This is a genomic window from Tenacibaculum dicentrarchi, from assembly GCF_964036635.1.
Lineage (GTDB): Bacteria > Bacteroidota > Bacteroidia > Flavobacteriales > Flavobacteriaceae > Polaribacter > Polaribacter dicentrarchi.
Map to the genome: position 1 here is coordinate 1,238,250 of NZ_OZ038524.1, position 26,797 is coordinate 1,265,046.

Genomic DNA, 26,797 nt, shown 5'->3' on the forward strand with positions numbered 1-26,797 from the left:
TTTGCTGTTTTTTATTTAATTTCTATCAGGAACTCTATTTATTTCAATTTTACCTTTTTTACGTACTTTGTAATTTTCGTAGCAATTTAAAACGGCTTCAATTATTTGTAAGTCACTTGCTTTTTTGATAAAATAGGCTGAATAATCACAGTCTGTTAGCAGTTTATTTAACTCTTGTTTATCCATCTCTAAATATTCCATCATTACTTCTCTATCAAATTTACCTGCAAGCATTTTACGTAAATCGTCTTTTTTCTTTAGTTTTTGTAATTTTTTAAGTTGCTTAGGTTTTCTTCCGAAGAGGTTATAGATTAAATCAACAGGGTTTAATAATTTTGAAATCGGCGATGTTATTTTTTGAGGTTTACCTATTTCATAGGTTTGCGGCAGTCCATTGATATGGATTCGTGTAAATTTATCTTTAGGAACTTGTTTTACATCTATTTCTAAAACGCCAATTAATGCTGTTGATTTAATAACAACTTCTTTAATCTCTTCGGGTTTTTCTTGTAATGAAATAACCACTTCGTTTCCTTTTAGCAAATCGTTAGTTACTTTTAATTTGATAGAAGAGAAGCCGATAAAAGACACTAAAACAGTATCATTTGCTTTTGATGTTACTTCAAAAAGTCCTTTTTCGTTGGTAATAGTACCAACAACCGAGTTTAAATTTAAAATATGCGCAGCGCTTAACGGTTTTTTGGTTTTCGCATCAATAACCTGTCCTTTTAATTGCTGAGAATACCCTGAAAAGGAGATACATATAAGTAAGGTAAGAAATAAGTATGTTTTTTGCATGCTGCAATAATAAGGATTATTGCTATGAAATTAGTTAAGAAACTGTGAAATTGAAAAATTGGAAGAATAATTTAGGAGGAGGTTTTATCTCTTATTTATAAAAAAAACTGCTTCAAATCTGAAGCAGTTTAAAAAGTGCACGTAACAAGAGTCGAACTTGCACATCCTTACGAATACAAGCCCCTCAAGCCTGCGCGTCTACCAATTCCGCCATACGTGCGTGCTAAAATAAAAAAAGCTAAGCGTAATGCTTAGCTTTTTGTGACCGGGCTGGGGCTCGAACCCAGGACCCTCTCCTTAAAAGGGAGATGCTCTACCAACTGAGCTACCAGGTCATTTTTGCTTATTTGTCTAAGCGGTTGCAAATATACAACGGTTATATTGAATATTAAAAAAAAATGTTCTTTTTTTTAATATTTTTTTAAAGATATTTGTAATCGCTTAATTATTAGAATTATGAAAACAGTATTAATAGGGTATATGGGAAGTGGAAAATCGACAATTGGTCGATTATTGGCTAAAAAAAAGAATAGTCCTTTTATTGACCTAGATGATTATATAGAGGATAAAGAAAAAATGACTGTGTCTGAAATTTTTGAAACGAAAGGAGAAATTTACTTTCGAAAACAAGAACACTTCTATTTAAAAGAAATTTTAGCCTTAAAACAAGATTTTGTTGTGTCGTTAGGAGGTGGCACGCCTTGTTATGCGAGTAATATGGATATTCTGATTGCTGATAAAAACGCAACATCCGTTTATTTAAAAACAAGTATTGCTACAATCGTACAGCGATTGACTAATGAAAAAAATCAAAGACCCTTAGTAGCACGACTAAAAGAAGAAGATTTACACGAGTTTATTGCCAAACATTTATTTGAACGAAGTTATTTTTATCATCAAGCAAAGCATTTGCTAACTGTTGACGCTAAAAAAGTAACGGAAATTGTTACTGAATTAGCGCTTTTAGTAGATTAATAAACTTAAATTCTAGGTTAAATAAACTAGTGTTTGGTTGTTTTTAAATTCAACAACAACGTGTTCTTTGGTTGAGGTTGAAAGAGAAATCCCTTTAAAATCGGCTTTTACAGGATATTTCTTGTGGTTTCTGTTCACCAAAACAGCGGTTTTAAAACGCTTTAATGGAACGTCTAAAAAATGCTTTACCGCATAAATTAAGGTAGTTCCAGAATTTAAAACATCATCAATTAAAACCAATGATTTATTTTCGTATTGTTCAACCGATAAAGAGGTGGTTATTGGTTTTATAGGATTTTTTTTATCGATAAAAACCTTGCATAATTCGATTTTTAAAGGCGATATTTCCGATAATACTTTGTGTATTTTTTCAGCAAATAAATAGCCATTATTAGCAATTCCTGCAATGATAATTTCTTTTTCATCGCTATTACTTTCGTAAATTTGAAAGGCAATACGACGGATTTTTTGTTCAACTTGTAGGTTGTTTAATATAATAGAGTCTGATACGTTCATTTTTTTATTTAAAAATTTAAAAAGAAAAGATAAAGATATTACAAATTACGGTAATTTTAACCTGATTAATTGTCATTTTGATCAGAATCCTCTTCAAAACTATTGTCGGTATTAATTTCAGAATTACCATAATCATCAATATCTCTTCTGTCTTTTTTGGTAGGTCTTCCTGCGCCTTTTTTTCGATAATAATCTTTTGAATATTTCAATAAAGCAGTTCTATCAAACTCTTCTTTTGGGGTTAAATCTTTTCGGTATAAATCAACCAACTTAGCGCCAACACGACTATCAGGTATGTCTAAGACTTTTATCTTATAATTTATTTGATTCTTTCGAATGCTTATTTCTTCATTCCCGAAGATTTCTTTTGATGGTTTTAATTTAACACCATTAATTTTAACGTGTCCTTTTTTACAGGTATCAGTAGCGATACTTCGGGTTTTAAAAAAGCGGATACACCACAAGTATTTATCAATTCTCATAATAAAAGTTAAAATTTATCTTTTAGTTTTTTACAAAGGTATAAAAATGGTAAATTGCAAGTTAAAATTTCAGAATTAAATGATAAAATTTAAACACCTTTTTTATTTCGCAGTAACTAGTATTTTTCTGTATTCCTGCGGATCAGATAATGGAAGAACTATTGTTCGTTTTGACCATGAGGCGCAAGCAGTAAAAGATAGCGACATCCTTGTTGAATTCTTAAAAACGCATTATTATAAAGATGATGTTGACTCTATAAAGCCTTTAATTAAAGGAAAAACAGCCTTATTTACCGATAGTCGATTAAAAACCGAAACGGTAAATGAATACGATTTAGATTATACCTATTATCATTTCGTAAAAAAACAAGGAATATCAACCAAGAAAAATACTACTGTTGTTGATTCTGTTTTAACAACGTATAGATTAAGTTCATTAGTTGTCTCAGATAAATTAGTAAAAGAACAAGATTTAGAAACACCAACTTGGTTTAATGCACAACAAATTGCTGTTAGAGGCTGGTTGTATGGTTTCACGCATTTTAAAGGAGGCGTCTTAAAAAAACAAGACAACGCTCCTAATTTATACGAGGGTGCTGGTGAAGGTTTTTTCTTAGTTCCTTCAGGATTATCTTATAGAAATGCAGGGGCTTTAGCTAATAAAAATTTACTTTATATGGTTAAATTACATGATATTGTAGAAGATACAGACCATGATTTAGATAATGTGCCTTCTATTAAAGAAGATGTAAACGGTGATGGGAAACCTTGGAATGATGATTCTGATAACGATAGAGTTCCTAATTATTTAGACAATGATGATGACGGAGATGGGAAATTAACTAAAGAGGAGGTTAATAAGCAAGGTGGTGATCCGCTGAGTAATTTTAGCGATGCAACAAGACCTTCTGTACCTGATTTTTTAAATAGATTTATTAGATAATATTTTTTTTAAAAAAAATAAAAAAATCCTGAACAATTTGTTCAGGATTTTTTTTGCTTTAAATTTTATTTAAAACATATAAGAAACACCTACAATAATTTGATTTACACGGGTATCAAATTCAATTTTTGTATTACTTGGACTCGCAGCTGTTTTATTAATTAATTCACTTTGGGTATCTGAAAAAGCTCTTTCCCAACGAACATCAATACCGAACTTCCCTAAATCAACACCTGCACCTAATTGCATTCCTACTGAAAAACCATCAGCTTTTACATCTTTAATTTTATCGGTGTCAAAATCTCCTTCAATAACATATTGAAAAGCAGGCCCTGCAAAAACACGTCCTACACCACCTATTTTTTTACCAATTAATACAGGAACATCAATTTTTCTAAAAGAATACGATGTTTTTATAGGGGAAGATGTAATACTTGGTGTAAAAACAACATCGCTATTTAACTGAGTATACACTAATTCTGGCTGAATAAATAAACCGATAATAGGGATTTTACCTCTTAAAAAGACCCCTGCATGAAAACCTGTTTTACTTTCACCGCCCGAAAGAACATCGTTTTTAACATCTGAAAAAGAATCTGAATTGTAATTAATTCCTCCTTTTATACCGAATTTTGTTTGACCTTGCATTTGTGTAGCTCCTATAAAAAGAAGTGCTCCTAAGATAATTTTTTTCATTGTTTTTAATTTTAAGTAGTTATTATTAATTAATTTTCTGTTTTCTTGATAATAAATAAAGATAAAAAAAGCATCATTTATAAAAAATGATGCTTTTCATGTATTATAAAATGTGTGAAAAAATATTATTTTCTCGAAATCACTTTTTCAACTGCTTGAATGATTGCTTTATCGTTTAAACCGTATTTTTCCATCAATTCATCAGGAGTTGCCGATTCACCAAAACTATCATTAACCGCTACAAATTCTTGTGGAGTAGGTGTGTTGGTTGCTAAACAACGTGCAACGCTTTCACCTAAACCTCCAAATTTATTATGCTCTTCAGCAGTTACAATACATCCTGTTTTTGCTACAGATTTTAAAATAATTTCTTCATCCAACGGTTTAATTGTGTGAATGTTTATTACTTCTGCAGAAATTCCTTTTGCTTCTAATTGCTCGGCAGCCTGTAAAGCTTCCCAAACTAAATGCCCAGTGGCAACAATAGTTACATCAGTTCCTTGGGTCATTTGAATTCCTTTACCAATGATAAAAGGCTCATCAGTCATAAAAACAGGCACTTTTGGACGACCGAAACGTAAATATACAGGTCCTTGGTGTTCTGCAATTGCTAAGGTAGCTGCTTTTGTTTGGCTATAATCACAGGTATTAATTACTGTCATACCAGGTAACATTTTCATTAACCCGATATCTTCTAAAATTTGATGCGTAGCACCGTCTTCACCTAAGGTTAAACCAGCGTGTGAAGCACAAATTTTAACGTTTTTATCAGAATAGGCTACAGATTGACGAATTTGGTCATAAACACGCCCTGTTGAAAAGTTTGCAAATGTTCCTGTAAATGGAATTTTACCACCAATTGTTAAACCAGCTGCAATACCAATCATATTGGCTTCAGCAATCCCTATTTGAAAGAAACGCTCTGGATGATTATTTTTAAAATCGCCCATTTTTAAAGACCCTGTTAAATCGGCACATAAGGCAACTACATTAGGATTTGTTTTTCCTAATTCTGTTAAACCATCACCAAACCCAGATCGGGTATCTTTTTTTTCAGTATAAGTATATTTTTTCATCAGTTGAGTTGTGTTGTTGTAAATACTTGCCAAAAATAATCTTTTAAAAAAAAATAGAACTACAATAGAACTATAAATTTATTAATTCTTTGTAAAGTTTATGAATAGGAAAGCCCATTACGTTAAAATAACTGCCTTCAATTTTTGTAATTGCAACTTTACCAATCCATTCTTGAATGCCGTAAGCACCCGCTTTATCAAAAGGTTGGAAATTTTCTATATAGTAATGAACCTCATCATCAGATAATTTTTTAAAGGTGACATTAGTGGTGTCGTTAAAAATTTTCTTGAAGTTTTTATTTGAAATACAGATAGAAGTAATCACTTGATGTGTATTATCAGATAGGTTTTTAAGCATTTTAAAAGCATCATTATAATCTTTTGGCTTGCCCAACGCTTTATTATTGTGCCAAACAATGGTATCCGAAGTTATTAAAAGATCGGTTTGAGTTAGTTCATCTTTAAAAGGTTCTGCTTTTAAATCAGCTAAAAAATCAGCAATTTCTGTGCCTTTTAAATGCTTCGGATAAACTTCTTCAACTTCTTTTGTTTTAATGATAAAAGGAATGTTTAGGTCTTTAATTAATTGTTGTCTTCTAGGTGATTTTGAAGCTAAAATTACCGTGTATTTTGATAGTTTACTGGCTAACATGTTTTATAAATAAGATTTAAGGTAGTAAGATAAAATAGGGATGCTTAAAAATGTAAGCACAAAACCAATATTTAGTGTTTTTAATAAAAAAATGTAATTAGATGTAGTTGATGCTCGTAGTAAGTAGTAATAAAAAAACAAACTATAAAAAACCGTTAGAGAAAGTATTAATAAGCGTATATAAGTATTTTCAACATATAAGAAAGGGATTAACAAGAAGTTAAAACAAATAAAAACAGTTATGATTAAAGCTGTTTTTTTAGCCCTATTTCGCCCTAATAAAAAAGGTAAAGTTTCATTTTTGCTTTTATTATCATAGTTAATGATATCTATAATAATTCCTCTAACAATATTTGTTAAAAAAAAAGCAATAATATATATTGAAAGAATAATTTGTAAGTTAAAAATTAACTCAAATTGAGTTGCTGAGGTAGTGTTTATAGGCATATCAAACCAACAAACAAATAACATAAAAAAAGACCGTAAAAAAGGTCTTAATATATTACTCATAAATGTTTTTTCAATAATTTTTTTAGAATAGCTAATAATTATTGAAAAGAAAATTAAAAATAAAAAGCTATAACTAGGTTTTTCAATTTTAAAACATAATAATGTACTTAGAAAAAAACCTAAAAGACCAAAACTGACAGCATATATTTTTGAATATGGTAAAAAAATATTATTTGCTTTACCAATTTGTTTTTCATTGTAAAAAATAACTAAATAGCTAGAGGCTATTAGTAATAATAGTGCGCTTGTTAAAATACCTGCATCAAAAAAAGAAAGTATTGTTTCAAAACCATAACCGTATAAAAAACAATACTTAAACAAGAAAAATACAAATGCAAAGTATAAAAGTAATTTCCATCGAATTACCTTAAGCAACGTATTTATCATCATTAGTTTTCTTAGTTAAATTTTAATTGAAATCTTTTTTAATACGTGCTAAGTCTCTCTTATTGTCACGGTCTTTCATGGTCTGGCGTTTATCATGCGTCTTTTTTCCTCTAGCTAAAGCGATATCTAATTTTGCCCATCCATTATTATTGATAAATAATTTTAACGGAACAATGGTATTTCCTTTTGCCTCGACTTCACGAGCTAATTTTTTGAGTTCATTTTTATTCAATAATAAACGACGTTCACTTGTTGTTTTATGATTAAAATGATTTCCAAAGGAATATTCTTCGATATACATATTAACTACAAAAAGCTCTCCTTGTTCATTAAATTCACAAAAACTTTCTGTTATTCGAGCCTTACTAAGTCGTATAGATTTAATTTCAGTACCTGTAAGCTGAATTCCTGCGGTATATTTATCGATTATCTCGTATTCAAAACGAGCCTTTTTATTCTGTATGTTGATTTTTTTTTGCATAATACTGCAAATATAACGATATAATATAATCCATATAATTTTTAAGCTTTTTTTAGCGGAGTGCAAGTAAGAGTAACAAGGAGGATTGTGTAAAATAATTTTAACAAACTATGATTTTAGTCATTTATTATAGTTATTTGATAAGGTAATTTTGTAGTATATTTTTAAAATAATTAATCATGAAAAAAGTTTTTTTAAGTATTGCTTTAGGCGTGTTATTTTTTACCAATGTAAATAATGCAAATGCTCAAGAAAGTTCAAAGAAGGGTTTAAAAAACACGACAAAAACGGACAAAAAATGGCAAGCTCGTTTCAGATGGGTTAGTGTATTACCAAACGAATCGGCAACGATAGAAACTATTGGAGGCGATGTTGATATTACACAAAGTTTTATTCCAGAATTAGATTTTACGTATTTTTTCACCGAAAATATTGCGGCAGAATTAATTTTAGGAACAACACAGCACGATGTTAAAGCAACAGCAACAACTTTAGGAAATGTAAATTTAGGCGATGTTTGGTTATTGCCTCCAACCTTAACAGTTCAGTATCATTTTACAGGAATGAACAAATTCAGACCGTATGTAGGAGCAGGGATAAATTACACTATTTTTTACGATGCAAATCCAGGAGGTGTTATTGATGTTGATTACGATAACGCCTTCGGATACGCTGCTCAATTAGGTTTCGATTATGATTTAAACGACACTTGGTTTTTAAATGTTGATGCAAAATACATCGGATTAAGTACTGATGTTACTGTAAATGCAGGAATTGCTACGGTAACTGCCGATGTTGATATCAATCCTATTTTAGTAGGTTTTGGTGTTGGTATGAGATTTTAAGCTTTAACAAACAACAATAAAGCGAGAAAAAAAGAGCGAAGAAAAAGAAAAAAATTGTTAATACCGTTATTACAGTAAACAGTTACAGTATTATCCTATTGCTAAAAAAAGAAAAGAACAAAAACAAACAACGAAAAAAGAGCTACCCTAAAAAGGTAGCTCTTTTGATTTTAGTTAGATTTTAGCTAGTAATTAATAAATTTAAATAGTAGTTTCTAGTGTAACAGTTTGATTTCTAAAAACCAAATTATCATCAAAGGCATCTAATAGAATCACACTATCAGTGGTAATATTTCCTGATAATATTTCTTTCGATAATTGATTTAATACTTCTTTTTGAATCACACGCTTTACAGGTCTTGCACCAAATTCTGGTTGATATCCTTTTTTAGCCAGATATGCAACGGCATCATCAGTGGCATCTAAAGTAATATGTTGTTCGGCTATCATCTTTTTAACACCGTTTAATTGTATGCGTACAATCTGTTTAATATCTTTTTCTGATAAAGGCGTAAACAAGATAATATCATCAATTCTATTGATAAACTCAGGGCGGACGGTTTGTTTTAATAATCCTAAAACATCGGTTTTAGCTGAATCCATAGCGACATCAACATCATCTTTTAAAGCATCGAAACCTTCAAATTTCTCTTGAATTAAATGACTTCCCATGTTAGAGGTCATAATAATGATAGTGTTTTTAAAATCGGCAACACGCCCTTTGTTATCCGTTAAACGTCCTTCATCTAAAACTTGTAATAAAACATTAAACGTATCAGGATGTGCTTTTTCAATTTCATCTAACAGGACGACAGAATAAGGCTTTCTACGAACTGCCTCTGTTAATTGTCCACCTTCGTCATAACCAACGTATCCTGGAGGTGCTCCGACTAATCGGCTCACCGAATGACGCTCCTGATATTCACTCATATCAATACGAGTCATGGCATTTTCATCATCAAACAAATAATCGGCTAAGGCTTTTGCTAATTCTGTTTTTCCGACTCCTGTAGTTCCTAAAAATAAAAAACTTCCTAAGGGTTTGTTCGGGTTTTGCAAACCTGCTCTTGAACGACGAACCGCATCAGAAACTGCTGTAATTGCTTCTTGCTGTCCTACAACACGTTTGTGTAATTCATCTTCTAGTTTTAATAATTTTTCACGTTCCGACTGAATCATTTTAGTAACAGGAACGCCTGTCCATTTTGCCACAACTTCGGCAATATCTTCGTAAGTAACTTCTTCTTTAATTAAAGAATTTTCACGTTGATTTTCTAAAATAGCTTGCTGTTCTTCTAGTGATTTTTGAGCTTCTTTAATTTTTCCGTAGCGTAATTCGGCAACTTTACCGTAATCGCCATTTCGCTCGGCTTTATCAGCTTCTAAATTATAATTTTCGATATCCGTTTTTAATTGTTGAACCGTATCTACCACGGCTTTTTCTGATTGCCATTTTGCGTTTATTTCATTGCGTTCTTCTTTTAAATTAGCAACATCTTCATTTAAAAATTTTAATTTAACAACATCATTTTCACGTTTAATTGCTTCAATTTCAATTTCTAATTGCATTATTTTACGGTCAAGGATATCTAAATTTTCAGGTTTAGAATTCATTTCCATACGCAATTTAGCCGCCGATTCGTCCATTAAATCGATGGCTTTATCTGGTAAAAATCGATTGGTAATATAACGTTGCGATAATTCAACTGAACCTATAATCGCTTCATCTTTAATACGTACTTTATGATGTGCTTCGTATTTTTCTTTAATCCCTCGAAGGATAGAAATAGCACTTTCGGTATCAGGTTCATCAACAATTACTTTTTGAAAACGACGCTCTAAGGCTTTATCTTTTTCAAAATACTTTTGATATTCATCTAACGTAGTAGCTCCGATTGCTCGTAATTCGCCACGAGCTAGGGCAGGTTTTAAAATATTTGCGGCATCCATGGCACCATCACCGCCACCCGCACCAACTAAGGTGTGTATTTCATCAATAAACAAAACAATATCTCCTTCGGATGCTGTAACTTCTTTTACGACAGATTTTAAACGTTCTTCAAATTCTCCTTTATATTTTGCACCTGCAATTAAGGCTCCCATATCCAGTGAATAAATCACTTTATCTTTTAAATTTTCAGGAACATCACCACGGATAATTCTGTGTGCTAAACCTTCGGCGATAGCGGTTTTTCCTGTTCCAGGTTCTCCCACTAAAATTGGATTGTTTTTTGTTCTTCGAGATAAAATTTGCAATAATCTGCGGATTTCTTCATCACGACCAATTACAGGGTCTAATTTTCCGTCTTGTGCTAATTTATTTAAATTATTGGCATATTTATTTAAAGAATTATAGGTTTCTTCGGCACTTTGAGAAGTAACTCGTTCACCTTTTCGCAATTCATCAATAGTAGCCGTCAAGCTTTTTTCAGTAACGCCTTGGTCTTTTAAAACCTGTGCTATTTGACTTTTAGATTTGAAAATTGCTAAAATTAAATGTTCAATAGAAACGTATTCATCGTTCATTTTTTTAGCAATAATTGACGCTTCATTTAACGCTTTATTCGCTTGTTTCGACAACATTAATTCTCCTCCAGAAACTTTAGGAAATCCTTCTAATTGTTTATCTAAAATTTGCTTTAAAAGAGTAATATTAATATTTAATTTCTTCAGAATAAAAGGCAATACGTTTTCATCGACAGAAAATAAGGCTTTAAAAATATGTTCGTTTTCTAATTGCTGATGTCCATACTCTTGCGCTATCTGCTGGGCTTTTTGTATGGTTTCTTGTGATTTTGTTGTATAATTATTCAAGTTCATAATTTAAAATTATTTTAATTAATTAACTTTTTCATTTTTTATTTATTGAAGTGACTAAAATCAAAAGTAGTACCAAGTAGAATTTTTAATCTTTTTAAAAAGCATAAAATTAGTTTAAAGACATTTTGTCATTCAAAAACCTTTAAAAATCATCTTTAGATGACTTTTTGGCATCTTTTTAATGCTGTTTGACGCTGTTAATTATTTTATATCGTATATTTACCTTAAAACACAAAAAACCACATGGGAATACTTAACACAATCTTTGGCAGTACTAAAGATACGAATAATTCAGAGGATAAAACATTTATTGATTGGATTCCGTTAATAGCATTATCGCAACTAGAAGACATAAAAAAACAATCACAAAAAGAACCGATTGCTATTTTTAAACATTCCACAAGATGTAGTATAAGTAGTGTTGCAAAAAGTCGTTTTGAAAAGAGTTTTGATGAATCTTTAAAAGATTTTAAAGTCTATTACCTTGATTTAATTTCTTATAGAGAAATTTCGAACGAAATAGCCATTCAATTTCAGGTAGAACATCAATCACCTCAACTCTTAATTATTCAAAAAAAAGCAGTCGTAGCCCATGCTTCTCATTATGAAATTGCTCAAATCGATTTGACAAAATTCTAAAAAATATAGTGGTTTTATCAAAACTTACTTAAATACGTCGTATTTTTGCCTATTCGAAAAAAGTATAAAAAAGCATAAAATTGAGCAACGAAAACACACCTACACAAGAGACCAAAGGAAAAAACTTATACGATTATCAAAAAGAAGCACTCTTTAAAATATTCAAATGTTTTGAAACTGCTCCTGAAAATTTTCATTTATTATATCAACTGCCAACAGGTGGGGGTAAAACAGTAATATTTTCAGAAATTACCCGTCAGTTTATAAAACATTATCAGAAAAAAGTACTGATAATGACGCACCGAATCGAATTATGCAAGCAAACTGCAAAAATGCTTGGAGAGTTTGGGGTAGAAAATAAAATTATCGACAGTAAGGCCGATTTAGATGACCAGAATAAATACGATTGTTTCGTTGCAATGGTAGAAACGTTAAACAATCGTTTAAATGACGAAATGTTAGATATTTCTGATGTAGGCTTGGTTATTATTGATGAAGCACATTATAATTCATTTACCAAATTATTTAAGTTTTTTGATAAATCGTTTGTTTTAGGAGTTACCGCAACACCTTTGAGTTCGAATATCAAATTACCAATGAAAGACAATTATGATGATTTAATTGCCGGTGAAAGTATTGGAACTTTAATTCAAAATGAATATTTAGCAAGAGCAAATGTTTTTTCTTATAATGTTGGTTTAACATCTTTAGAAATAGGAGCAAACGGAGATTATACTGTAAAATCATCGGAAGATTTATATACGAATACCGATATGCTATCAAAGCTTTTACAGGCTTATGAAGAGCGTGCAAAAGGTACAAAAACGTTGATTTTTAATAACGGAATTAACACTTCGCTACATGTATATGATACCTTTAAAAAAGCAGGATACCCGATTGCACACCTAGACAATACGAACACCAAAAAAGAACGTGATAGTATTTTAAAATGGTTTCACGAAACACCAAATGCTATTATTACTTCGGTAAGTATTTTAACCACTGGTTTCGATGAGCCTTCGGTAAAATCTATTATTTTAAATAGGGCTACAAAATCATTAACATTGTATTATCAGATGATTGGTAGGGGTTCTCGTATTTTTAAAGGGAAATCTACATTTAATGTGATTGATTTAGGAAACAACTTTCATCGTTTTGGTCCTTGGGGAGCTGATTTAGATTGGCACAAAATGTTTAGAGCGCCTAATTTCTATTTAGATAATTTATTATCTGATGAAGAAATAGAAAGTGAATTTCGATACGAATTACCAACAAATATTAGAGAGGAATTTTCAAAAACTGAAGATGTCTATTTTGATGTAAAAAAGGTATATATTGAAACAATTCAAGCAGGACAATCGTCTAAAAAAGTGTTGGAAAAATCAATAGAACATCATGCGAAAATTTGCATCGAAAATAGTGAAGATGTTTTTGATGCCTTAATTTTAGCTAAAAAATTAGGGGGTGAAATTGATGATAGAATCCACCGATATTCTAAATGTATTTGTAAATCTACCCATAATTTTATCGATTGGCTTAGAGATGATTATCGAAAGAAATTAAATGCGTATTTACGTGCTAATTTTGATACCGTTTATGAAGATATTTTTGGTCATCCACCAATTGAAGAAGAAGAGGAAGACGACGAGGACGAAGAATAATAGTAGAAAATAGAGAAAACGATTCAAGTTTTAAGTAAATATAAAAAAGCCATTTCAATACGAAATGGCTTTTTTATGTGATAAATAATAAAATTAAATTTTGATAAATCTCTAAAATTCAATAGCTGGTAAAACCTTACCTATACATTCTCCAAAACCAATGCGAACCTCATCGTTTTTAGAATATCCACGCATAATAACAGTATCGTGATCGTTTATAAATTTACGATGTGAGCCATCATTCATTTTTAATGGATTTTGCCCTCGCCAAGTTAACTCTAACATAGAGCCAAAGCTATCTTTGGTAGGTCCTGAAATAGTTCCTGAACCCATCATATCTCCTGCGTTTATAGGGCAGCCGTTTATGGTATGATGTGCTAATTGCTGAGCCATAGTCCAATACATATATTTAAAATTGGAGTTACAAACTACGGTTTCTTCTTTTCCTTCAGGTTGAATAGCCATCTGTAAATTGATATCAAAACTATCTTTACCTTCTTTTTTCAAATACGGTAACGGTTCATGTACCTTCTTTGGGTTATCTACTCTAAAAGGCGCTAAGGCATCTAAAGTAACAATCCAAGGAGAAATAGTAGAGGCAAAGCTCTTTCCTAAAAATGGACCTAAAGGAACATATTCCCAAGCTTGAATATCACGTGCTGACCAATCGTTAAATAAAACTAATCCGAAAATATATTCATCGGCATCTTGAATAGGGATTCTATCACCTAAATCATTTGCCACTGTAGTAATAAAAGCCATTTCTAATTCAAAATCTAACAGTTTTGAAGCCCCGAAATTTGGTGTTGTACTCCCTTCGCTAGGTTTTTGTTGCCCAACAGGGCGACGCACAGGAGTTCCTGAAGGAATAATAGATGAACTTCTACCGTGGTAGCCAATAGGAATATGCAACCAGTTTGGTAATAAGGCATTTTCAGGATCACGAAATAAAGACCCTACATTAGTTGCGTGTTCTTTACTTGCATAAAAATCGGTATAATCACCAACAGATACAGGAAGTTGCATTTCAACATCTTCTATTTTAAAAATAATACTCTCTTTATGTTCCTCATTTTTAAATAAATCATCATTATTTAAGTCAAAAATATCTGCAATTTTATTACGAACCAAACGCCAAGTTTTACGTCCATCGGCAATAAAATCGTTTAAGGTGTCTTGTAAGAATATATCATCTGTTAAAGGGATATTTTCAAAATATCCTAATTGATGCAATGCCCCTAGATCAATGGCAAAATTACCAATTCGAGTACCAATAGTAACAATATCATCTTTAGTTATAAAGACTCCAAAGGGAATGTTTTGTATAGGGAAATCTGAATCCTGCTCAACAGGTAACCAAGATTTTCTATTCGGATTATTTGCTGTTATTTTCATTGGATTATAGTTCTGTTTATTTTACATCAAACCTACATATTTTTTCAGTTAAAACCAATATTCAGTTCGTAAAAACTTTAAAATAAAGTTAAAATAACATAAACTATGTTAATATAGTATTAGTTAATTTATTATGTATAAGCTTGTTTAAAAAAGATAACAATTGCCTAAATTTTCCATAATAAAATTATTACATTTGGATTATTATATAACAAATTATACCACAAAAAATAAGATGCAAAAAGATCATCAAATATTCGATTTAATTCAAGAAGAGAAAGAACGTCAACTAAATGGTTTAGAGCTGATTGCTTCTGAAAACTTTGTAAGTGAACAAGTAATGGAAGCGCAAGGTTCTATTTTAACTAATAAATACGCAGAAGGATACCCAGGTAAACGTTACTACGGCGGGTGTGAAGTGGTTGATATTATAGAGCAAATAGCTATTGATAGAGCTAAAGAATTATTTGGTGCTGAATATGTAAATGTACAGCCACATTCAGGGTCGCAAGCAAACACTGCTGTTTTTGCTGCATGTTTAAAGCCTGGAGATACTATTTTAGGTTTTGATTTATCGCACGGAGGGCATTTAACACACGGTTCTCCAGTAAATTTTTCTGGTAAATTATATAACCCTGTTTTTTATGGTGTCGATAAAGAAACAGGTAAAATTGATTACAAGCATTTAGAAGCACAAGCAAAAGAGCATAAGCCAAAATTAATTATCGCAGGAGCTTCGGCATATTCTCGTGATATGGATTTTGCAAAATTTAGAGAGATTGCAGACAGTGTTGGTGCTGTTTTAATGGCTGATATTTCTCATCCTGCAGGTTTAATTGCTAAAGGAATTTTATCTGACCCGTTACCTCACTGTCATATTGTTACCTCAACGACACATAAAACCTTACGTGGACCACGCGGAGGAATTATTATGATTGGTAAAGATTTTGAAAATCCTTTTGGATTGAAATTAAAATCAGGGAAGTTAAAGAAAATGTCAACATTGATAAATTCTGCAGTTTTCCCTGGAAATCAAGGAGGACCTTTAGAGCACGTTATTGCAGCTAAAGCAGTTGCTTTTGGTGAAGCTTTAACCGATGAATTTTTAGAATATCAACTACAAGTAAAAGAAAATGCCAAAGCTATGGCAGCAGCTTTTGTAGCGAAAGGATATGATATTATTTCTGGAGGAACAGACAATCACATGATGTTGATTGATTTACGTAATAAAAACATCACAGGAAAAGATGCTGAAATTGCTTTAGGGAAAGCAGATATTACGGTAAATAAAAACATGGTTCCTTTTGATACAGAATCTCCTTTTGTAACTTCAGGAATACGTATTGGAACACCAGCAATTACAACCCGCGGATTGCAAGAAGAAGATATGCAAACCGTTGTTAATTTAATTGATGATGCGATTAAAAACGCAACAAATGATGAAAAGTTAACGGAAATAGCTGAGCAAGTTCAAGATTTAATGCAGCACCGAAGATTATTTATCATGTAATTATTCACACTAAATAATTTTATTCTATAAAATAAAAAGCACCTTAATGAGGTGCTTTTTTACATTAATTTTGTTTTTCTGAATTTCAGATAACTAATAAAATAACATATAACATTAAAAAAATACCTATATGAATGATATTTATGTAATAGCCACCGTACTAATTTTTTTATCCGCAATATTCGGATATATCAATGTCCGATTTTTAAAACTACCCAATACGATTGGATTAATGATTTTAACTATCATTTTTACTTTAGGCGTATTATTATTAAGTAATTTTGACCCAACATTATTAAATTTTGAAAAATCTATCATTTCAAATATTGATTTTAAAACGTTGCTTTTAGATGAAATGCTAAGTTTCTTACTTTTCGCAGGAGCGTTACACACCAATTTTGACCAATTAAAAATACAACGAAGTCCCATTTTATTGTTTTCAACATTAGGCGTTTTAACCTCAACATTTTTAGTAGGAATTGCCATGTTTTTTGCATTGCAACTTATTAATTTAGATGTTAGTTTTATCAATTGTTTGTTATTCGGAGCATTAATTTCGCCAACCGACCCAATTGCTGTATTAGGGATATTAAAAAAAGCAGGAGTTCCGAAGAAATTAGAAACAAAAATAGTAGGAGAATCATTATTTAATGATGGTGTAGGTGTGGTTATTTTTTTAACAATTTTTAAAATTGCCGAATCAGGAACAGCAAATGTAAGTGCAATAGATGTATTAAAACTTTTTGGGCAAGAAGTAATAGGAGGAATCGGAATTGGGCTTGTTTTAGGTTGGATAACCTATCGATTGTTAAAATCGATTGATGATTTTGATATTGAAGTTATCATCACTTTAGCAACGGTAATGGGCGGAACTGTTTTGTGTCATCATTTCCATTTATCAGCACCATTAGCGATGGTTACCGCAGGTTTAATTGTAGGAAATGATACGGTAAGAGCGCACTCAATGTCGGAAACTACCGAGAGATATGTTGATAAATTCTGGGAGTTATTAGACATCTTATTAAACGCCGTTTTATTTGTATTGATAGGAATGGAAATGTTAGTGTTAGTAATAGAAGGTAAGTTTGTATTGGCTGGTTTATTAGCAATTCCTATTTGTTTAATATGCCGTTATGCGTCGTTATTTTTGCCGATAAAAATATTTGAAAAGAAACTAGATTTCGTAAAAAATACCGATGTAATTATGACATGGGGAGGTTTGCGAGGCGGAATATCAATTGCTTTAGCTTTAGGATTATCAGTAAGTATGGAAAGAGACTTGTTTTTGGTGATTACCTATATTGTAGTGGTTTTTTCGATAATAGCACAAGGTTTAACTGTGGATAAATTAGTAAAAAGATTAAAGGAATAAATAAATTTCAAATTTAAAACGTATTATTATCTAATAAACTAATAAAACTCAAAAAAAAACCTCAGCTCTCAAGTTGAGGTTTTTTTATAATCAATATTTGAAAAATCGTATTTATGAATACTTTTTTGTAATATCCTCCAATGATTACGTAGTTGCCGTTTTATTTCAGGAGCATTTAAATCATCCGAAGCTCTATATGCGTAGCGTAAATAATTCCCTCTAAATTTTCGCTTTCTTTTTAATCCAATTTCTCTAGACTTCACACCTTTAAAACTATACAATCGATATAATTTTCGCTTAAATAAAGGCGCTTCATCTAACAATAATTTTTCTTTAAGATATTCTACTCTTTTATGTTTTCTTTTTACGGTTTGTTTCATTTCTCGGTAAAATTGTGCTAAATTCTTCGATTTAAGTAAAGTTTGATAGCCATAAAACTCAAAACCTAAATAGTTTAACGGAACATTTTCTTTTAAATTATCTTGATTTATTTTAAAAGATTGAAGCCTGTTATTGTGCGTTTTAAACAAAGTCATTTCTGTTTTTTCAGCTGAAATTGTCAAATCAATTTTTTGAACCTCATCAATAATAAATTTTTGAACAAAATCGATGAGGTTTTCATCACATAAAACAACAATATCATCAGAATATCTTCTGTAAAAAACACCGTGTTTAAGCGTTAATTCATTTATGATAGCTTCATCAAAAGGCAACATATACATATTAGCAAGTAAGGCACTTATCGGCAAACCCTGCGGAATACCAATGGATTCATTATTATTTTTATTCTTCTTTTGATTTTTATGAATAATAATATCAGAATCTAAAAGTCCGTGTATATTCTCAAAAAAAGTGTTTTTTCCGCTTTTGCGATGTTTTGCTAATTCCTTTTCATCAAAATGATTATTCTTTGTTTTTAAATCGTTTAATTTCACGTAAGAAAACCGTGTGGTTGCTTTAAAAAGATTATAATGATTTTTTGGTAAGGTTTTATAACCGAGTATTTTTGCCCAAATTAATTTTAATTTTTTATGATTTAAAGAAGGGAAGAAGTTTTCAATATCTAAAACCAAGGCAACACAATTTTGACGCTTTTTAATTTCATCAAAAACATCTTTGGCAAAATGAACGTTGTTTTTAAATTTTAATTTATCGTCGGTTTCAATTCGTCGGTAAGCGGTTATTGCCTTAGAAAGCAATTCGTTTTTACTTAAATAAGCTTCATATTTTGGCGTAATTATTTTTTGAGTATAATACGAATACACATGAGCGTCTATATGAGTTGCGTATAAAATTTCTCTAATTTTTGTATTAGAAATAATCTTACCGTCTTTTAACTTCTTGTGAGAACGCCTGATTTCGTTATTATTTTCAACACCAAAATTAGATTCTTTATATCTACGTTGTTTAATTTCCTTAAAAATCAAAGGCAAAAAAGAATGTTTTGCTACTTTTTTAGGATTAGAAACATAGCTTTTAACTTTCTTTCTAACAGATAATGGCGTTTTATTCGAAAAATGCGGATATCCTCTGTCTTTAAACCAATCTTTTTGTTTTTTCTTATCCATATAGAAATATAGCATTAAAATGAAGTAAAAGTAAGGGAAGTTCTCGCTCGGTATTTAAATTTAATAAACGTAACATCATTTTAAAATGATTGAGCTATTAACCGTATTCACGATTCCCGATGAACTTGAACGTAAATTTGTTTGAGGCAATAATGCTGATTAACCAACTTATAATATATCTATATGGTCATTATCTTTTACATAAAATTGTACCCAATCAATGAAGTCAAAACAACTAGTTTAACTAGTTATCTAATTAAATTATTTAAGATTATATCGATATATTCTTGGATAATTGGATTAGATAACACTTTAACTAATTCACGTATGTATTATCCCTTTAAAAAAGGTCTGAATTAATTGAAATTAAAAATTTACAATGGCTCAATAAATGTTTATTAATAATAACTAAAGAACTTCCTTACTTTGATTGTAAATATATGTTTTTTATTATCTTAGACGAAAAAAAATGCAAGAAATAGTACAAGAGAATAAATTTGTTATTGGTGATATTGTAACTTTAAAAACGCATCCTTTACTTTATGGTTTTAAAATAAAAGGAGACGGAAAGTTAGTTCCGCCATTTTTAGTTATTAAAGAAATTTACATAGAAGATAAAAAAAAGAAAACACATTCTGAGGAATTAGGGGAACAGATAGCCGAAAGAATAAAATATACTTGCGTTTTTTTTGATGATAATAAAACAGAATTTAAAGAAGCTATTTTATATGAATCTATGTTAGAAAAATATGATAAAATTTATATTGCTAAATTAGAAGGTGTAAAAAAAGGTGAAATGGTATTGAAAGATGTTAAGTGTAAATTATTAATTGAAGAAATAAGAAAATACGTTATTCCTGAATATAGTTATGGTAAAAATGTATTTTTTAGAACAAAAAAGTTTGAAATATTTAAAAAGAGCGACCCTCTTAAAATTCAAAAAAACACAGACACAGTTCAATATATAGCAAATGATTCTTCGCCCGATTTTATTTTATGTGGTATCAAAAAAAATGAAAACACTAATGATTTTTATCCAAATGGCGATAAAAGAAAAATAGTTTCTGAAATTCTATATAAAGTAAAATGGTTTAATGCGAATCAAATGAAATTTAGCGATATATATTTACCAAAAGAATGTTTTACCGATATTCAATAAAATAATCTGGTAGAGACGCGATTTATCGCGTCTTTTTTTATGCGGTTAATTTCGATTAATTTTTAGGTGTAGTGTAATTATAATCATGCTATTATAGGAAGCAAGGATTATGGAATGCTTGTGGGAGACGCGATAAATCGCATCTGTACACTACGCGCGGATATCAAACAACCCCATGTAAAAGCAAAACGATGATAACCTATCTGTTTTGAAAAATAAAACCCTATTTTTGGCATCTATACTATTATATTTTACAAAACATGATATCAAAATTTATATTTACTAAAATTTTTGGTTGGAAATTTAACGGTGAATTTCCCAAAGAACTTAAAAAATACGTGTTAATCGGCGCACCTCATACAAGTTGGAAAGATTTTATGGTTGGGTTATTTTCAAAAAACATTACCCGTACAAAACTTAATTTCGCAGGTAAAAAATCATTATTTAAACCGCCTTTTGGCTTGTTTTTTAAAGCTCTTGGTGGAGTTCCTATCGATAGAAGCAAAAGCGCCAACGTGGTAGATGCTATTATTGATGTTTTTAATACAAAAGAGGAGTTCAGATTGGCAATATCGCCAGAAGGAACAAGGCAATTTGTAGAGAAATGGAAAACAGGTTTTTATTATATCGCACAAGGGGCAAACGTGCCGATTGTTATGCTTGGTTTCGATTTTGAGAACAAAGAAGTAAAATTATCTAAACCCTTTTACACAACAGGCGATATAAAAGCAGATTTTGAGCATTTTTATCAATTTTATAAAAATATCAAAGGTGAAAACCCTGAATTATTCAATAATAAATCTTTTATATAATTTCTGATAAAATAAAACTACCATAAAAAGAAGTGTATTTCCTATAAAGTGTGATTATCTTTGCATTAAAAATATATTTTTATGCCAAAACAATTTTCAGATTTAGGAATTAACAAAGAATTACAACAGGGTTTAGTTGCTTTAAAAATTACTGTTCCAACAGATGTACAGAAAAAAACAATCCCTGTTATTCTAAATCAAAAAGAAGATGTTGTTGTTTTAGCAAAAACAGGAACAGGAAAAACCGCTTCCTTCGGATTGCCTCTATTACAACGTATTAATACAGATAAGACCAACATACAAACCTTAATATTAGCTCCTACAAGAGAATTAGGACAGCAGATTCATGCAAATTTAGTGTCTTTTGCTACGAATATGCCTGAAATAAGTATCGCTTCTGTATGCGGAGGGATTCCTATAAAACCTCAAATGGAGCGTTTAAAAGAAACCACACATATTGTAGTGGCAACTCCAGGGCGTTTGGTCGATTTAGTGAAGCGTGGTGCTATCAATATCAAAGAAATAAAGCATTTTGTTTTAGATGAAGCCGATGAAATGATAACCGCTTTAAAAGAGGAGGTTGATAGCATTATTAAAGAAATTCCAAATTCTAAAAATAGAAGAACTTTTCTATTTACCGCAACCATGTCGGGGGTTATAAAACAATTGGTTCAAAATTATATGGCTAAAAATGTTGTAAATATCCAAGCAGATATGGCAACGGTTGGGCATCAAGGAATCGAGCATCAATATGTAGTGGTGAAGCCTATTGAAAAACTAGAAGTGTTACTTCATTTTTTAAATTCAAAAGAAGGACAGCGTGGTATTATCTTCTGTAAAACCAAAGCGGCGGTTAATAAATTAGCGAAGAACTTAGCGATTAATAAATTTTCATCAGGAGCAATTCACGGTAGCTTAACCCAAGGGATTCGTGACCGAATTATGGGACAATTCAGAGAAGGTTATATTGATATTTTAGTCGCTACCGATTTAGCGGCTCGTGGTATTGACGTAAAAGATGTTTCTTATGTGGTTAATTATCATTTACCAGATACATATGATGCTTACGTACACCGAAGCGGAAGAACGGCAAGAGCAGGAGCAAAGGGGCTTTCTTTAACCATTTTACAAGAAGATGAGGTGAAAGATATTGCAGATTTCGAAAAGGAATTAGAAATTGTTTTTAAACCGTTTAAAAAAGCAAATGCACAAAGTATCGAAGAAAATAATAGCTTACTATGGGCGAAAAAAATCTTTAAAACAAAACCCAATAGAAATGTTTCTGAAGATTTTAAATCAAAAATAAAAACAATATTTCATCATTTAACAAAAGAGGAATTAGTTGATAAAATTTTAGCAAATCATCTTAATGAATCGAATAAAACACCAAATAAATCAAAATAAATTAAAAAAATAAAGATATTTTAGCTTATTTTAGCTATATTGGGGCGATTGTAAATTTTTTTTAAAACTTTATTTATTTTTTACTTATCTTTTTATTAAAAAAAATTACAACATTATTCTAAAAATTAATAGTAGTAAATATTATGGCAAAATCTCAGCAATCATTTAACAAGAATGAAAAAGAGAAAAAGCGTTTAAAAAAACGTGAAGATAAAAGAAAAAAAATGGAAGCTCGTAAGGCTGATATTAGAGAAAATGGTAAAACAGGAATTGAATTTGCATATACAGATGCTTATGGGAATTTATCATCTACTCCTCCAGACCCAGAACAACAGAAACTTGTTATTAACGCTGAAGATATTCAAGTAAGCGTTCCTAAAACTTTAGAAGGCGATAAAGAAGCGTTTGACCCTGTAAGAAAAGGAACAGTATCATTTTTTGATTCATCTAAAGGATTCGGCTTTATTATCGATTCGGCTGATCAAGAAAAATATTTTACACACGTAAGTGGTATTATTGACCAAATCTCTGAAAATGACAAAGTAAGTTTTGAACTTGAAAAAGGGATGAAAGGGATGAATGCAGTAAAAGTAACTTTAGTTAAATAATTTTATAATTTTTATAGATAAAATAAATAAAAAAGAGATTGACCCATCGTCAATCTCTTTTTTTTCTATAATTAGATTTTTGCTTTTACATTTTACTAGCTTAAAATAATTTAAATTATTTTAAGCTATTTATTAATTTATCAGCTACTAATTCAGAAGATGCTGGATTTTGTCCTGTAATTAAATTACCATCTTGTATTGCGTAAGCATTCCAATTGTCTTTTTTAGAATAAATACCTCCATTTTTAGTTAGCATATCTTCCACTAAAAAAGGAACAATATCGGTAAGCCCAACAGCTTGTTCTTCAGAATTGGTGAATCCTGTAACTTTTTTACCATTTACCAAAGGAGTGCCGTCGACGTTTTTAACTTCTTTTAAAGCCGCAGGAGCGTGACATACAAAAGCAATCGGTTTATTTTGATTGTTGAAATCTTCAATTAACGCTATCGAAGCAACATCTTCTGCTAAATCCCATAAAGGACCGTGTCCGCCTGGATAAAAAACAGCATCAAAATCATCAGCATTGATACTTGATAATACTTCTGTATTTGCAATTTTCGTTTTTACAGCAACGTCTTTATTAAAACGCTCGGTTGCTTTTGTAGCAGTGTCAGGCGAATCGCTACTTGGGTCAATAGGGGCAACGCCTCCTTTTGGTGTTGCAATGGTAATTGTAGCACCCTTATCTAACAAAGCGTAATATGGAGAAGCAAATTCTTCTACCCAAAACCCTGTTTTTTTATCCGTATTTCCTAATTTATCATGTGATGTTAAAACAAATAAAATGTTCATTTTTTTAGCTTCAGAATTATTATTGTTTGCTGTTTTACAGCTTGATATTAAAATCATTCCAAATATTATTGCAGAAATCATTGGAAATATAATAACTGCTTTTTGTAGTATTTTCATTTTCATCTATCAAAAAAATAAATTAATACGCCATTTTTACAATTTCTTCAACATTTTTAGGCGATAAAGATTGATGTTCTCCCAAACCTAACCAACCACGTTCAGTAAAGCGTTTTGCGATTTTTTCAGCAGTTCCTTCGTAATCTTTTGTATAATCTGATAATTTGGTGTCAATTCCCAATTCATGGAAAAAAGTCACTGTTTTATCAATACCAGCTTGTGCTTTTTCATCCGCAGAACCTGTGGTAATATTCCAAACACGTTCGGCATATTGTGCTAATTTTTCTTTTTTAGCTTCAAAATTAAAGGCGTAATGGCTTGGTGCAATTATTGCTAAAGTACGCGCGTGGTCAATGCCAAATAAAGCCGTTAATTCATGTCCGATTCCATGTACTGCCCAATCACCAGGAACTCCTTGTTGAATTAGCCCATTTAACGCCATGGTACAACTCCACATATAATTTGCAGCGGCTTTGTAATCCGCAGGGTTTTTTAAAACTTTTGGTGCAACTTCAATAATGGTTTGTAAAATACTTTCTGCAAAACGATCTTGCAATAATCCACCTACTGGATAGGTCATATATTGTTCTAAAACGTGTGTAAAAGAATCGGCTAAACCATTGGCTAACTGACGGTGTGGGATAGAGGTAATTACTTGCGGGTCTAAGACTGAAAATTCAGGAAATAATCCAGAACCGCCCATAGCAAGCTTCTCTTTAGTTTCTCTTCGAGTGATTACAGCACCCGAATTCATTTCAGAACCTGTTGCGGGCATTGTTAAAACTGTTCCAAAAGGCATTCCTTTTTCAGTTCTGATGTTATTAGTTAAAATATCCCAAGGAGTTTCACCATCGTATAATGCAGCCGCTGATAAAAACTTGGTTCCATCAATAACAGAACCACCACCAACAGCTAATAAATACGTGATTTTTTCCTCTTTAATTATTTTTAAAGCATTCATTAAAACGGCATATTCTGGATTTGCAGGAATCCCGCCAAATTCAATAACTTCAATAGTTTTTAAGGCTTCTTTTACTTGATTGTAAATACCATTTTTTTTGATACTTCCGCCACCGAAAAGCAATAAAACTTTGGCGTTTTTAGGAATTTGTGTTGTGATTTCTTTTATAGTATCTTTTCCAAAGATAATTTTGGTCGGATTTTTAAATTGAAAATTATTCATCTTTTAATTTTTTAGGGAAATATTTTATATTTTTACTCGTTACTCGATTACGGTTACTAATTCATTCATCGGTTTTCTAACTTTTACTAAGTTTACTAACCAATCTTTGTCTTCGGCTCTGTATCCGATAGGCAATAAAACAGCACTACGTAATCCTTTTTCACGTAAGTTTAAAATTTTATCAACTGCGGCAGGGTCAAAACCTTCGATAGGTGTCGCATCAACTTTTTCGTAAGCGGCGGCTGTAATTGCTTGAGAAAATGCAATATAGGCTTGTTTTGCTGCGTGATTAAAATTCTCTTCGGCATCTTTCTGCGGATAAGAGCTTAATAACATCTGACGGTAATTTTCCCAGCCTTCGTTTTTAAAACCACGGATTTCGTTTGTTAAATCGAACATATGATTAATTCTATCTTCGGTATAGGTATCCCAAGCAGCGAAAACAAGTAGGTGAGAGCAGTCAGTAATTACCGATTGATTCCAAGCGATTGGTTTAATTTGTTCTTTTATTTCCTGATTTTTAATCACGAAAATTTCGAAAGGTTGTAATCCGCTTGAGGTTGGTGCTAAACGTGCTGCTTCTAAAATACGTGTTACTTTTTCTTCGGATACTTTTTTACCGTTCATTGCTTTAGCGGCATATCTCCATTTTAATTTGTCTAATAATTCCATAATACTTGCTTTTTTATGTTGTTGGTTTGAGGGAAGGGAAACTGTAAGTGCTGAACAGGGGTGTATTTAATTTATCTTTTGCAAACCTTGATACTATTCCAAGCAGATTGATACGCTTCTTCAATATGAGTTTCATCCAAGGTAAAAACACCTCGTTTTTGAGAAATCATTAAAAAAGAGAGTGGATTAATTGCATAGGCATATAATATATAATCGGACATTGGCTTGATAACGCCTTCTTTTTTACCACGATTCCAAAGGTCGAGTAGTGGTTGTAAATGCTTGATTCCTTCTTGACGACTTGCTTCATCAATTACGGGAGTATTGTCGCATTGTGCTAAAAACATGGCGTTTTCACACTCTTTTAGTTTAAATTCGGCAATACGTTTCCAAATTATTTTAAAGCCTTCTTCCACAGAAACAGAAAGATTGTTATTATAAGTAGCAAAGGCGTAATCGGTATATTTTGATTTTACTTCGATATAGGTTTGATTTACTAAATCTTGCTTACTTTCAAAATATAAATAAATGGTTGCTGGCGATACTTTTGCCATTTTTGCAATTTTACTCATCGGTGTTGCATGAAAACCATTATTATTAACCAATTCGATAGTTGCTTTTACAAGTGCATTTCGTTTATCAATGCTTTTTTGAAGTTTTGCCATAATTTATTTTAATTCTGATACAAAGATATCTAATAAAAATGAATGTTCATTCTTTTTT

General features: G+C 31.0%; 26 protein-coding genes and 2 tRNA genes. 11 read left to right on the forward strand and 17 right to left on the reverse strand.

All coding sequences use genetic code 11. The features are described from left to right. Positions 1 to 15: 15 nt before the first annotated feature. The 3 genes from ABNT14_RS05460 to ABNT14_RS05470 all read right to left on the reverse strand — a co-directional run bounded on the left by ABNT14_RS05460 (position 16) and on the right by ABNT14_RS05470 (position 1,133). Positions 16 to 798, reverse strand: a complete 783-nt coding sequence (locus ABNT14_RS05460; RefSeq protein ID WP_101903709.1) for a carboxypeptidase-like regulatory domain-containing protein — start codon at positions 796 to 798, stop codon at positions 16 to 18. A gap of 136 nt (positions 799 to 934) precedes the next feature. After that, a tRNA-Leu gene (locus ABNT14_RS05465) sits at positions 935 to 1,018 on the reverse strand. Positions 1,019 to 1,060: 42 nt separating this feature from the next. Then, positions 1,061 to 1,133: transfer RNA gene (locus ABNT14_RS05470), tRNA-Lys, on the reverse strand. Between the two features lie 121 nt (positions 1,134 to 1,254). Here ABNT14_RS05470 and ABNT14_RS05475 point away from each other — a divergent pair. Then, positions 1,255 to 1,773, forward strand: a complete 519-nt coding sequence (locus ABNT14_RS05475) for a shikimate kinase (protein WP_101903710.1) — start codon at positions 1,255 to 1,257, stop codon at positions 1,771 to 1,773. A gap of 12 nt (positions 1,774 to 1,785) precedes the next feature. On the opposite strand, the gene ABNT14_RS05480 is transcribed toward ABNT14_RS05475, so the two are convergent. Next, positions 1,786 to 2,289 carry a phosphoribosyltransferase domain-containing protein gene (locus ABNT14_RS05480; RefSeq protein WP_101903711.1) on the reverse strand — a complete coding sequence of 168 codons (504 nt, stop codon included), beginning with the start codon at positions 2,287 to 2,289 and terminating at the stop codon, positions 1,786 to 1,788. A gap of 65 nt (positions 2,290 to 2,354) precedes the next feature. After that, positions 2,355 to 2,771, reverse strand: a complete 417-nt coding sequence (locus ABNT14_RS05485) for an RNA-binding S4 domain-containing protein (RefSeq protein ID WP_101903712.1) — start codon at positions 2,769 to 2,771, stop codon at positions 2,355 to 2,357. Between the two features lie 79 nt (positions 2,772 to 2,850). On the opposite strand from ABNT14_RS05485, the gene ABNT14_RS05490 reads away from it, so the two are divergent. Next, positions 2,851 to 3,714 carry a peptidylprolyl isomerase gene (locus ABNT14_RS05490; RefSeq protein WP_101903713.1) on the forward strand — a complete coding sequence of 288 codons (864 nt, stop codon included), beginning with the start codon at positions 2,851 to 2,853 and terminating at the stop codon, positions 3,712 to 3,714. A 69-nt stretch (positions 3,715 to 3,783) separates the two neighbouring features. Here the strand turns inward: ABNT14_RS05490 and ABNT14_RS05495 are convergent, their stop codons facing one another. From ABNT14_RS05495 to smpB, 5 genes are all read right to left on the reverse strand, one after another. Beyond that, positions 3,784 to 4,410: a porin family protein gene (locus tag ABNT14_RS05495; RefSeq protein WP_101903714.1), complete on the reverse strand. Its 627-nt coding sequence runs from the start codon at positions 4,408 to 4,410 to the stop codon at positions 3,784 to 3,786. Between the two features lie 125 nt (positions 4,411 to 4,535). Then, complete coding sequence (locus tag ABNT14_RS05500; RefSeq protein WP_101903715.1) at positions 4,536 to 5,486, reverse strand: transketolase family protein; 951 nt, start codon at positions 5,484 to 5,486, stop codon at positions 4,536 to 4,538. A 70-nt stretch (positions 5,487 to 5,556) separates the two neighbouring features. After that, positions 5,557 to 6,138, reverse strand: a complete 582-nt coding sequence (locus tag ABNT14_RS05505; protein ID WP_101903716.1) for a Maf-like protein — start codon at positions 6,136 to 6,138, stop codon at positions 5,557 to 5,559. Between the two features lie 3 nt (positions 6,139 to 6,141). Beyond that, positions 6,142 to 7,038, reverse strand: coding sequence for a hypothetical protein (locus ABNT14_RS05510; protein ID WP_145993595.1), 897 nt, complete (start codon positions 7,036 to 7,038; stop codon positions 6,142 to 6,144). Between the two features lie 19 nt (positions 7,039 to 7,057). Beyond that, positions 7,058 to 7,516 (reverse strand): SsrA-binding protein SmpB, encoded by a 459-nt coding sequence (gene smpB, locus ABNT14_RS05515; protein WP_180947692.1) that lies wholly within the window; start codon positions 7,514 to 7,516, stop codon positions 7,058 to 7,060. Positions 7,517 to 7,695: 179 nt separating this feature from the next. Here smpB and ABNT14_RS05520 point away from each other — a divergent pair, with 179 nt between their 5' ends. After that, on the forward strand, positions 7,696 to 8,361 hold the full coding sequence (locus ABNT14_RS05520; RefSeq protein ID WP_101903718.1) for an OmpW/AlkL family protein: 666 nt from the start codon (positions 7,696 to 7,698) through the stop codon (positions 8,359 to 8,361). A gap of 201 nt (positions 8,362 to 8,562) precedes the next feature. On the opposite strand, the gene clpB is transcribed toward ABNT14_RS05520, so the two are convergent. Beyond that, on the reverse strand, positions 8,563 to 11,181 hold the full coding sequence (clpB, locus tag ABNT14_RS05525) for an ATP-dependent chaperone ClpB (RefSeq protein ID WP_101903719.1): 2,619 nt from the start codon (positions 11,179 to 11,181) through the stop codon (positions 8,563 to 8,565). Between the two features lie 243 nt (positions 11,182 to 11,424). On the opposite strand from clpB, the gene ytxJ reads away from it, so the two are divergent. Both ytxJ and ABNT14_RS05535 read left to right on the forward strand, forming a co-directional pair. After that, positions 11,425 to 11,820, forward strand: coding sequence for a bacillithiol system redox-active protein YtxJ (gene ytxJ / locus ABNT14_RS05530; protein WP_101903720.1), 396 nt, complete (start codon positions 11,425 to 11,427; stop codon positions 11,818 to 11,820). 80 nt (positions 11,821 to 11,900) lie between these two features. Then, the gene (locus ABNT14_RS05535; protein WP_101903721.1) at positions 11,901 to 13,481 is read left to right on the forward strand and encodes a DEAD/DEAH box helicase; all 1,581 of its coding nucleotides are present in this window, start codon (positions 11,901 to 11,903) and stop codon (positions 13,479 to 13,481) included. A gap of 111 nt (positions 13,482 to 13,592) precedes the next feature. On the opposite strand, the gene fahA is transcribed toward ABNT14_RS05535, so the two are convergent. Continuing rightward, on the reverse strand, positions 13,593 to 14,876 hold the full coding sequence (gene fahA / locus ABNT14_RS05540) for a fumarylacetoacetase (RefSeq protein WP_101903722.1): 1,284 nt from the start codon (positions 14,874 to 14,876) through the stop codon (positions 13,593 to 13,595). A 235-nt stretch (positions 14,877 to 15,111) separates the two neighbouring features. On the opposite strand from fahA, the gene glyA reads away from it, so the two are divergent. Beyond that, positions 15,112 to 16,386 (forward strand): serine hydroxymethyltransferase, encoded by a 1,275-nt coding sequence (glyA, locus tag ABNT14_RS05545; RefSeq protein WP_101903723.1) that lies wholly within the window; start codon positions 15,112 to 15,114, stop codon positions 16,384 to 16,386. Positions 16,387 to 16,516: 130 nt separating this feature from the next. Continuing rightward, on the forward strand, positions 16,517 to 17,758 hold the full coding sequence (locus ABNT14_RS05550) for a cation:proton antiporter (RefSeq protein WP_101903724.1): 1,242 nt from the start codon (positions 16,517 to 16,519) through the stop codon (positions 17,756 to 17,758). 68 nt (positions 17,759 to 17,826) lie between these two features. On the opposite strand, the gene ABNT14_RS05555 is transcribed toward ABNT14_RS05550, so the two are convergent. After that, positions 17,827 to 19,326: a reverse transcriptase domain-containing protein gene (locus ABNT14_RS05555; protein ID WP_101903725.1), complete on the reverse strand. Its 1,500-nt coding sequence runs from the start codon at positions 19,324 to 19,326 to the stop codon at positions 17,827 to 17,829. Between the two features lie 469 nt (positions 19,327 to 19,795). On the opposite strand from ABNT14_RS05555, the gene ABNT14_RS05560 reads away from it, so the two are divergent. The 4 genes from ABNT14_RS05560 to ABNT14_RS05575 all read left to right on the forward strand — a co-directional run bounded on the left by ABNT14_RS05560 (position 19,796) and on the right by ABNT14_RS05575 (position 23,309). Continuing rightward, the gene (locus ABNT14_RS05560; RefSeq protein ID WP_101903726.1) at positions 19,796 to 20,485 is read left to right on the forward strand and encodes a hypothetical protein; all 690 of its coding nucleotides are present in this window, start codon (positions 19,796 to 19,798) and stop codon (positions 20,483 to 20,485) included. Between the two features lie 260 nt (positions 20,486 to 20,745). Beyond that, on the forward strand, positions 20,746 to 21,297 hold the full coding sequence (locus ABNT14_RS05565) for a 1-acyl-sn-glycerol-3-phosphate acyltransferase (RefSeq protein WP_101903727.1): 552 nt from the start codon (positions 20,746 to 20,748) through the stop codon (positions 21,295 to 21,297). An 81-nt stretch (positions 21,298 to 21,378) separates the two neighbouring features. Next, the gene (locus tag ABNT14_RS05570; protein WP_101903728.1) at positions 21,379 to 22,701 is read left to right on the forward strand and encodes a DEAD/DEAH box helicase; all 1,323 of its coding nucleotides are present in this window, start codon (positions 21,379 to 21,381) and stop codon (positions 22,699 to 22,701) included. A gap of 143 nt (positions 22,702 to 22,844) precedes the next feature. Then, a complete protein-coding gene (locus ABNT14_RS05575; RefSeq protein ID WP_101903729.1) occupies positions 22,845 to 23,309 on the forward strand; it encodes a cold-shock protein in 465 nt (154 codons plus the stop codon). 115 nt (positions 23,310 to 23,424) lie between these two features. On the opposite strand, the gene ABNT14_RS05580 is transcribed toward ABNT14_RS05575, so the two are convergent. The 4 genes from ABNT14_RS05580 to ABNT14_RS05595 form a co-directional block, all read right to left on the reverse strand. Continuing rightward, the gene (locus ABNT14_RS05580; protein ID WP_234985017.1) at positions 23,425 to 24,159 is read right to left on the reverse strand and encodes a type 1 glutamine amidotransferase domain-containing protein; all 735 of its coding nucleotides are present in this window, start codon (positions 24,157 to 24,159) and stop codon (positions 23,425 to 23,427) included. 82 nt (positions 24,160 to 24,241) lie between these two features. Beyond that, positions 24,242 to 25,402, reverse strand: a complete 1,161-nt coding sequence (locus ABNT14_RS05585) for an iron-containing alcohol dehydrogenase (protein WP_101903730.1) — start codon at positions 25,400 to 25,402, stop codon at positions 24,242 to 24,244. Between the two features lie 39 nt (positions 25,403 to 25,441). Further along, positions 25,442 to 26,074, reverse strand: a complete 633-nt coding sequence (locus tag ABNT14_RS05590; protein ID WP_101903731.1) for an NAD(P)H-dependent oxidoreductase — start codon at positions 26,072 to 26,074, stop codon at positions 25,442 to 25,444. A gap of 71 nt (positions 26,075 to 26,145) precedes the next feature. Next, positions 26,146 to 26,739, reverse strand: coding sequence for a TetR/AcrR family transcriptional regulator (locus tag ABNT14_RS05595; protein WP_101903732.1), 594 nt, complete (start codon positions 26,737 to 26,739; stop codon positions 26,146 to 26,148). Between the last annotated feature and the right edge of the window lie 58 nt (positions 26,740 to 26,797).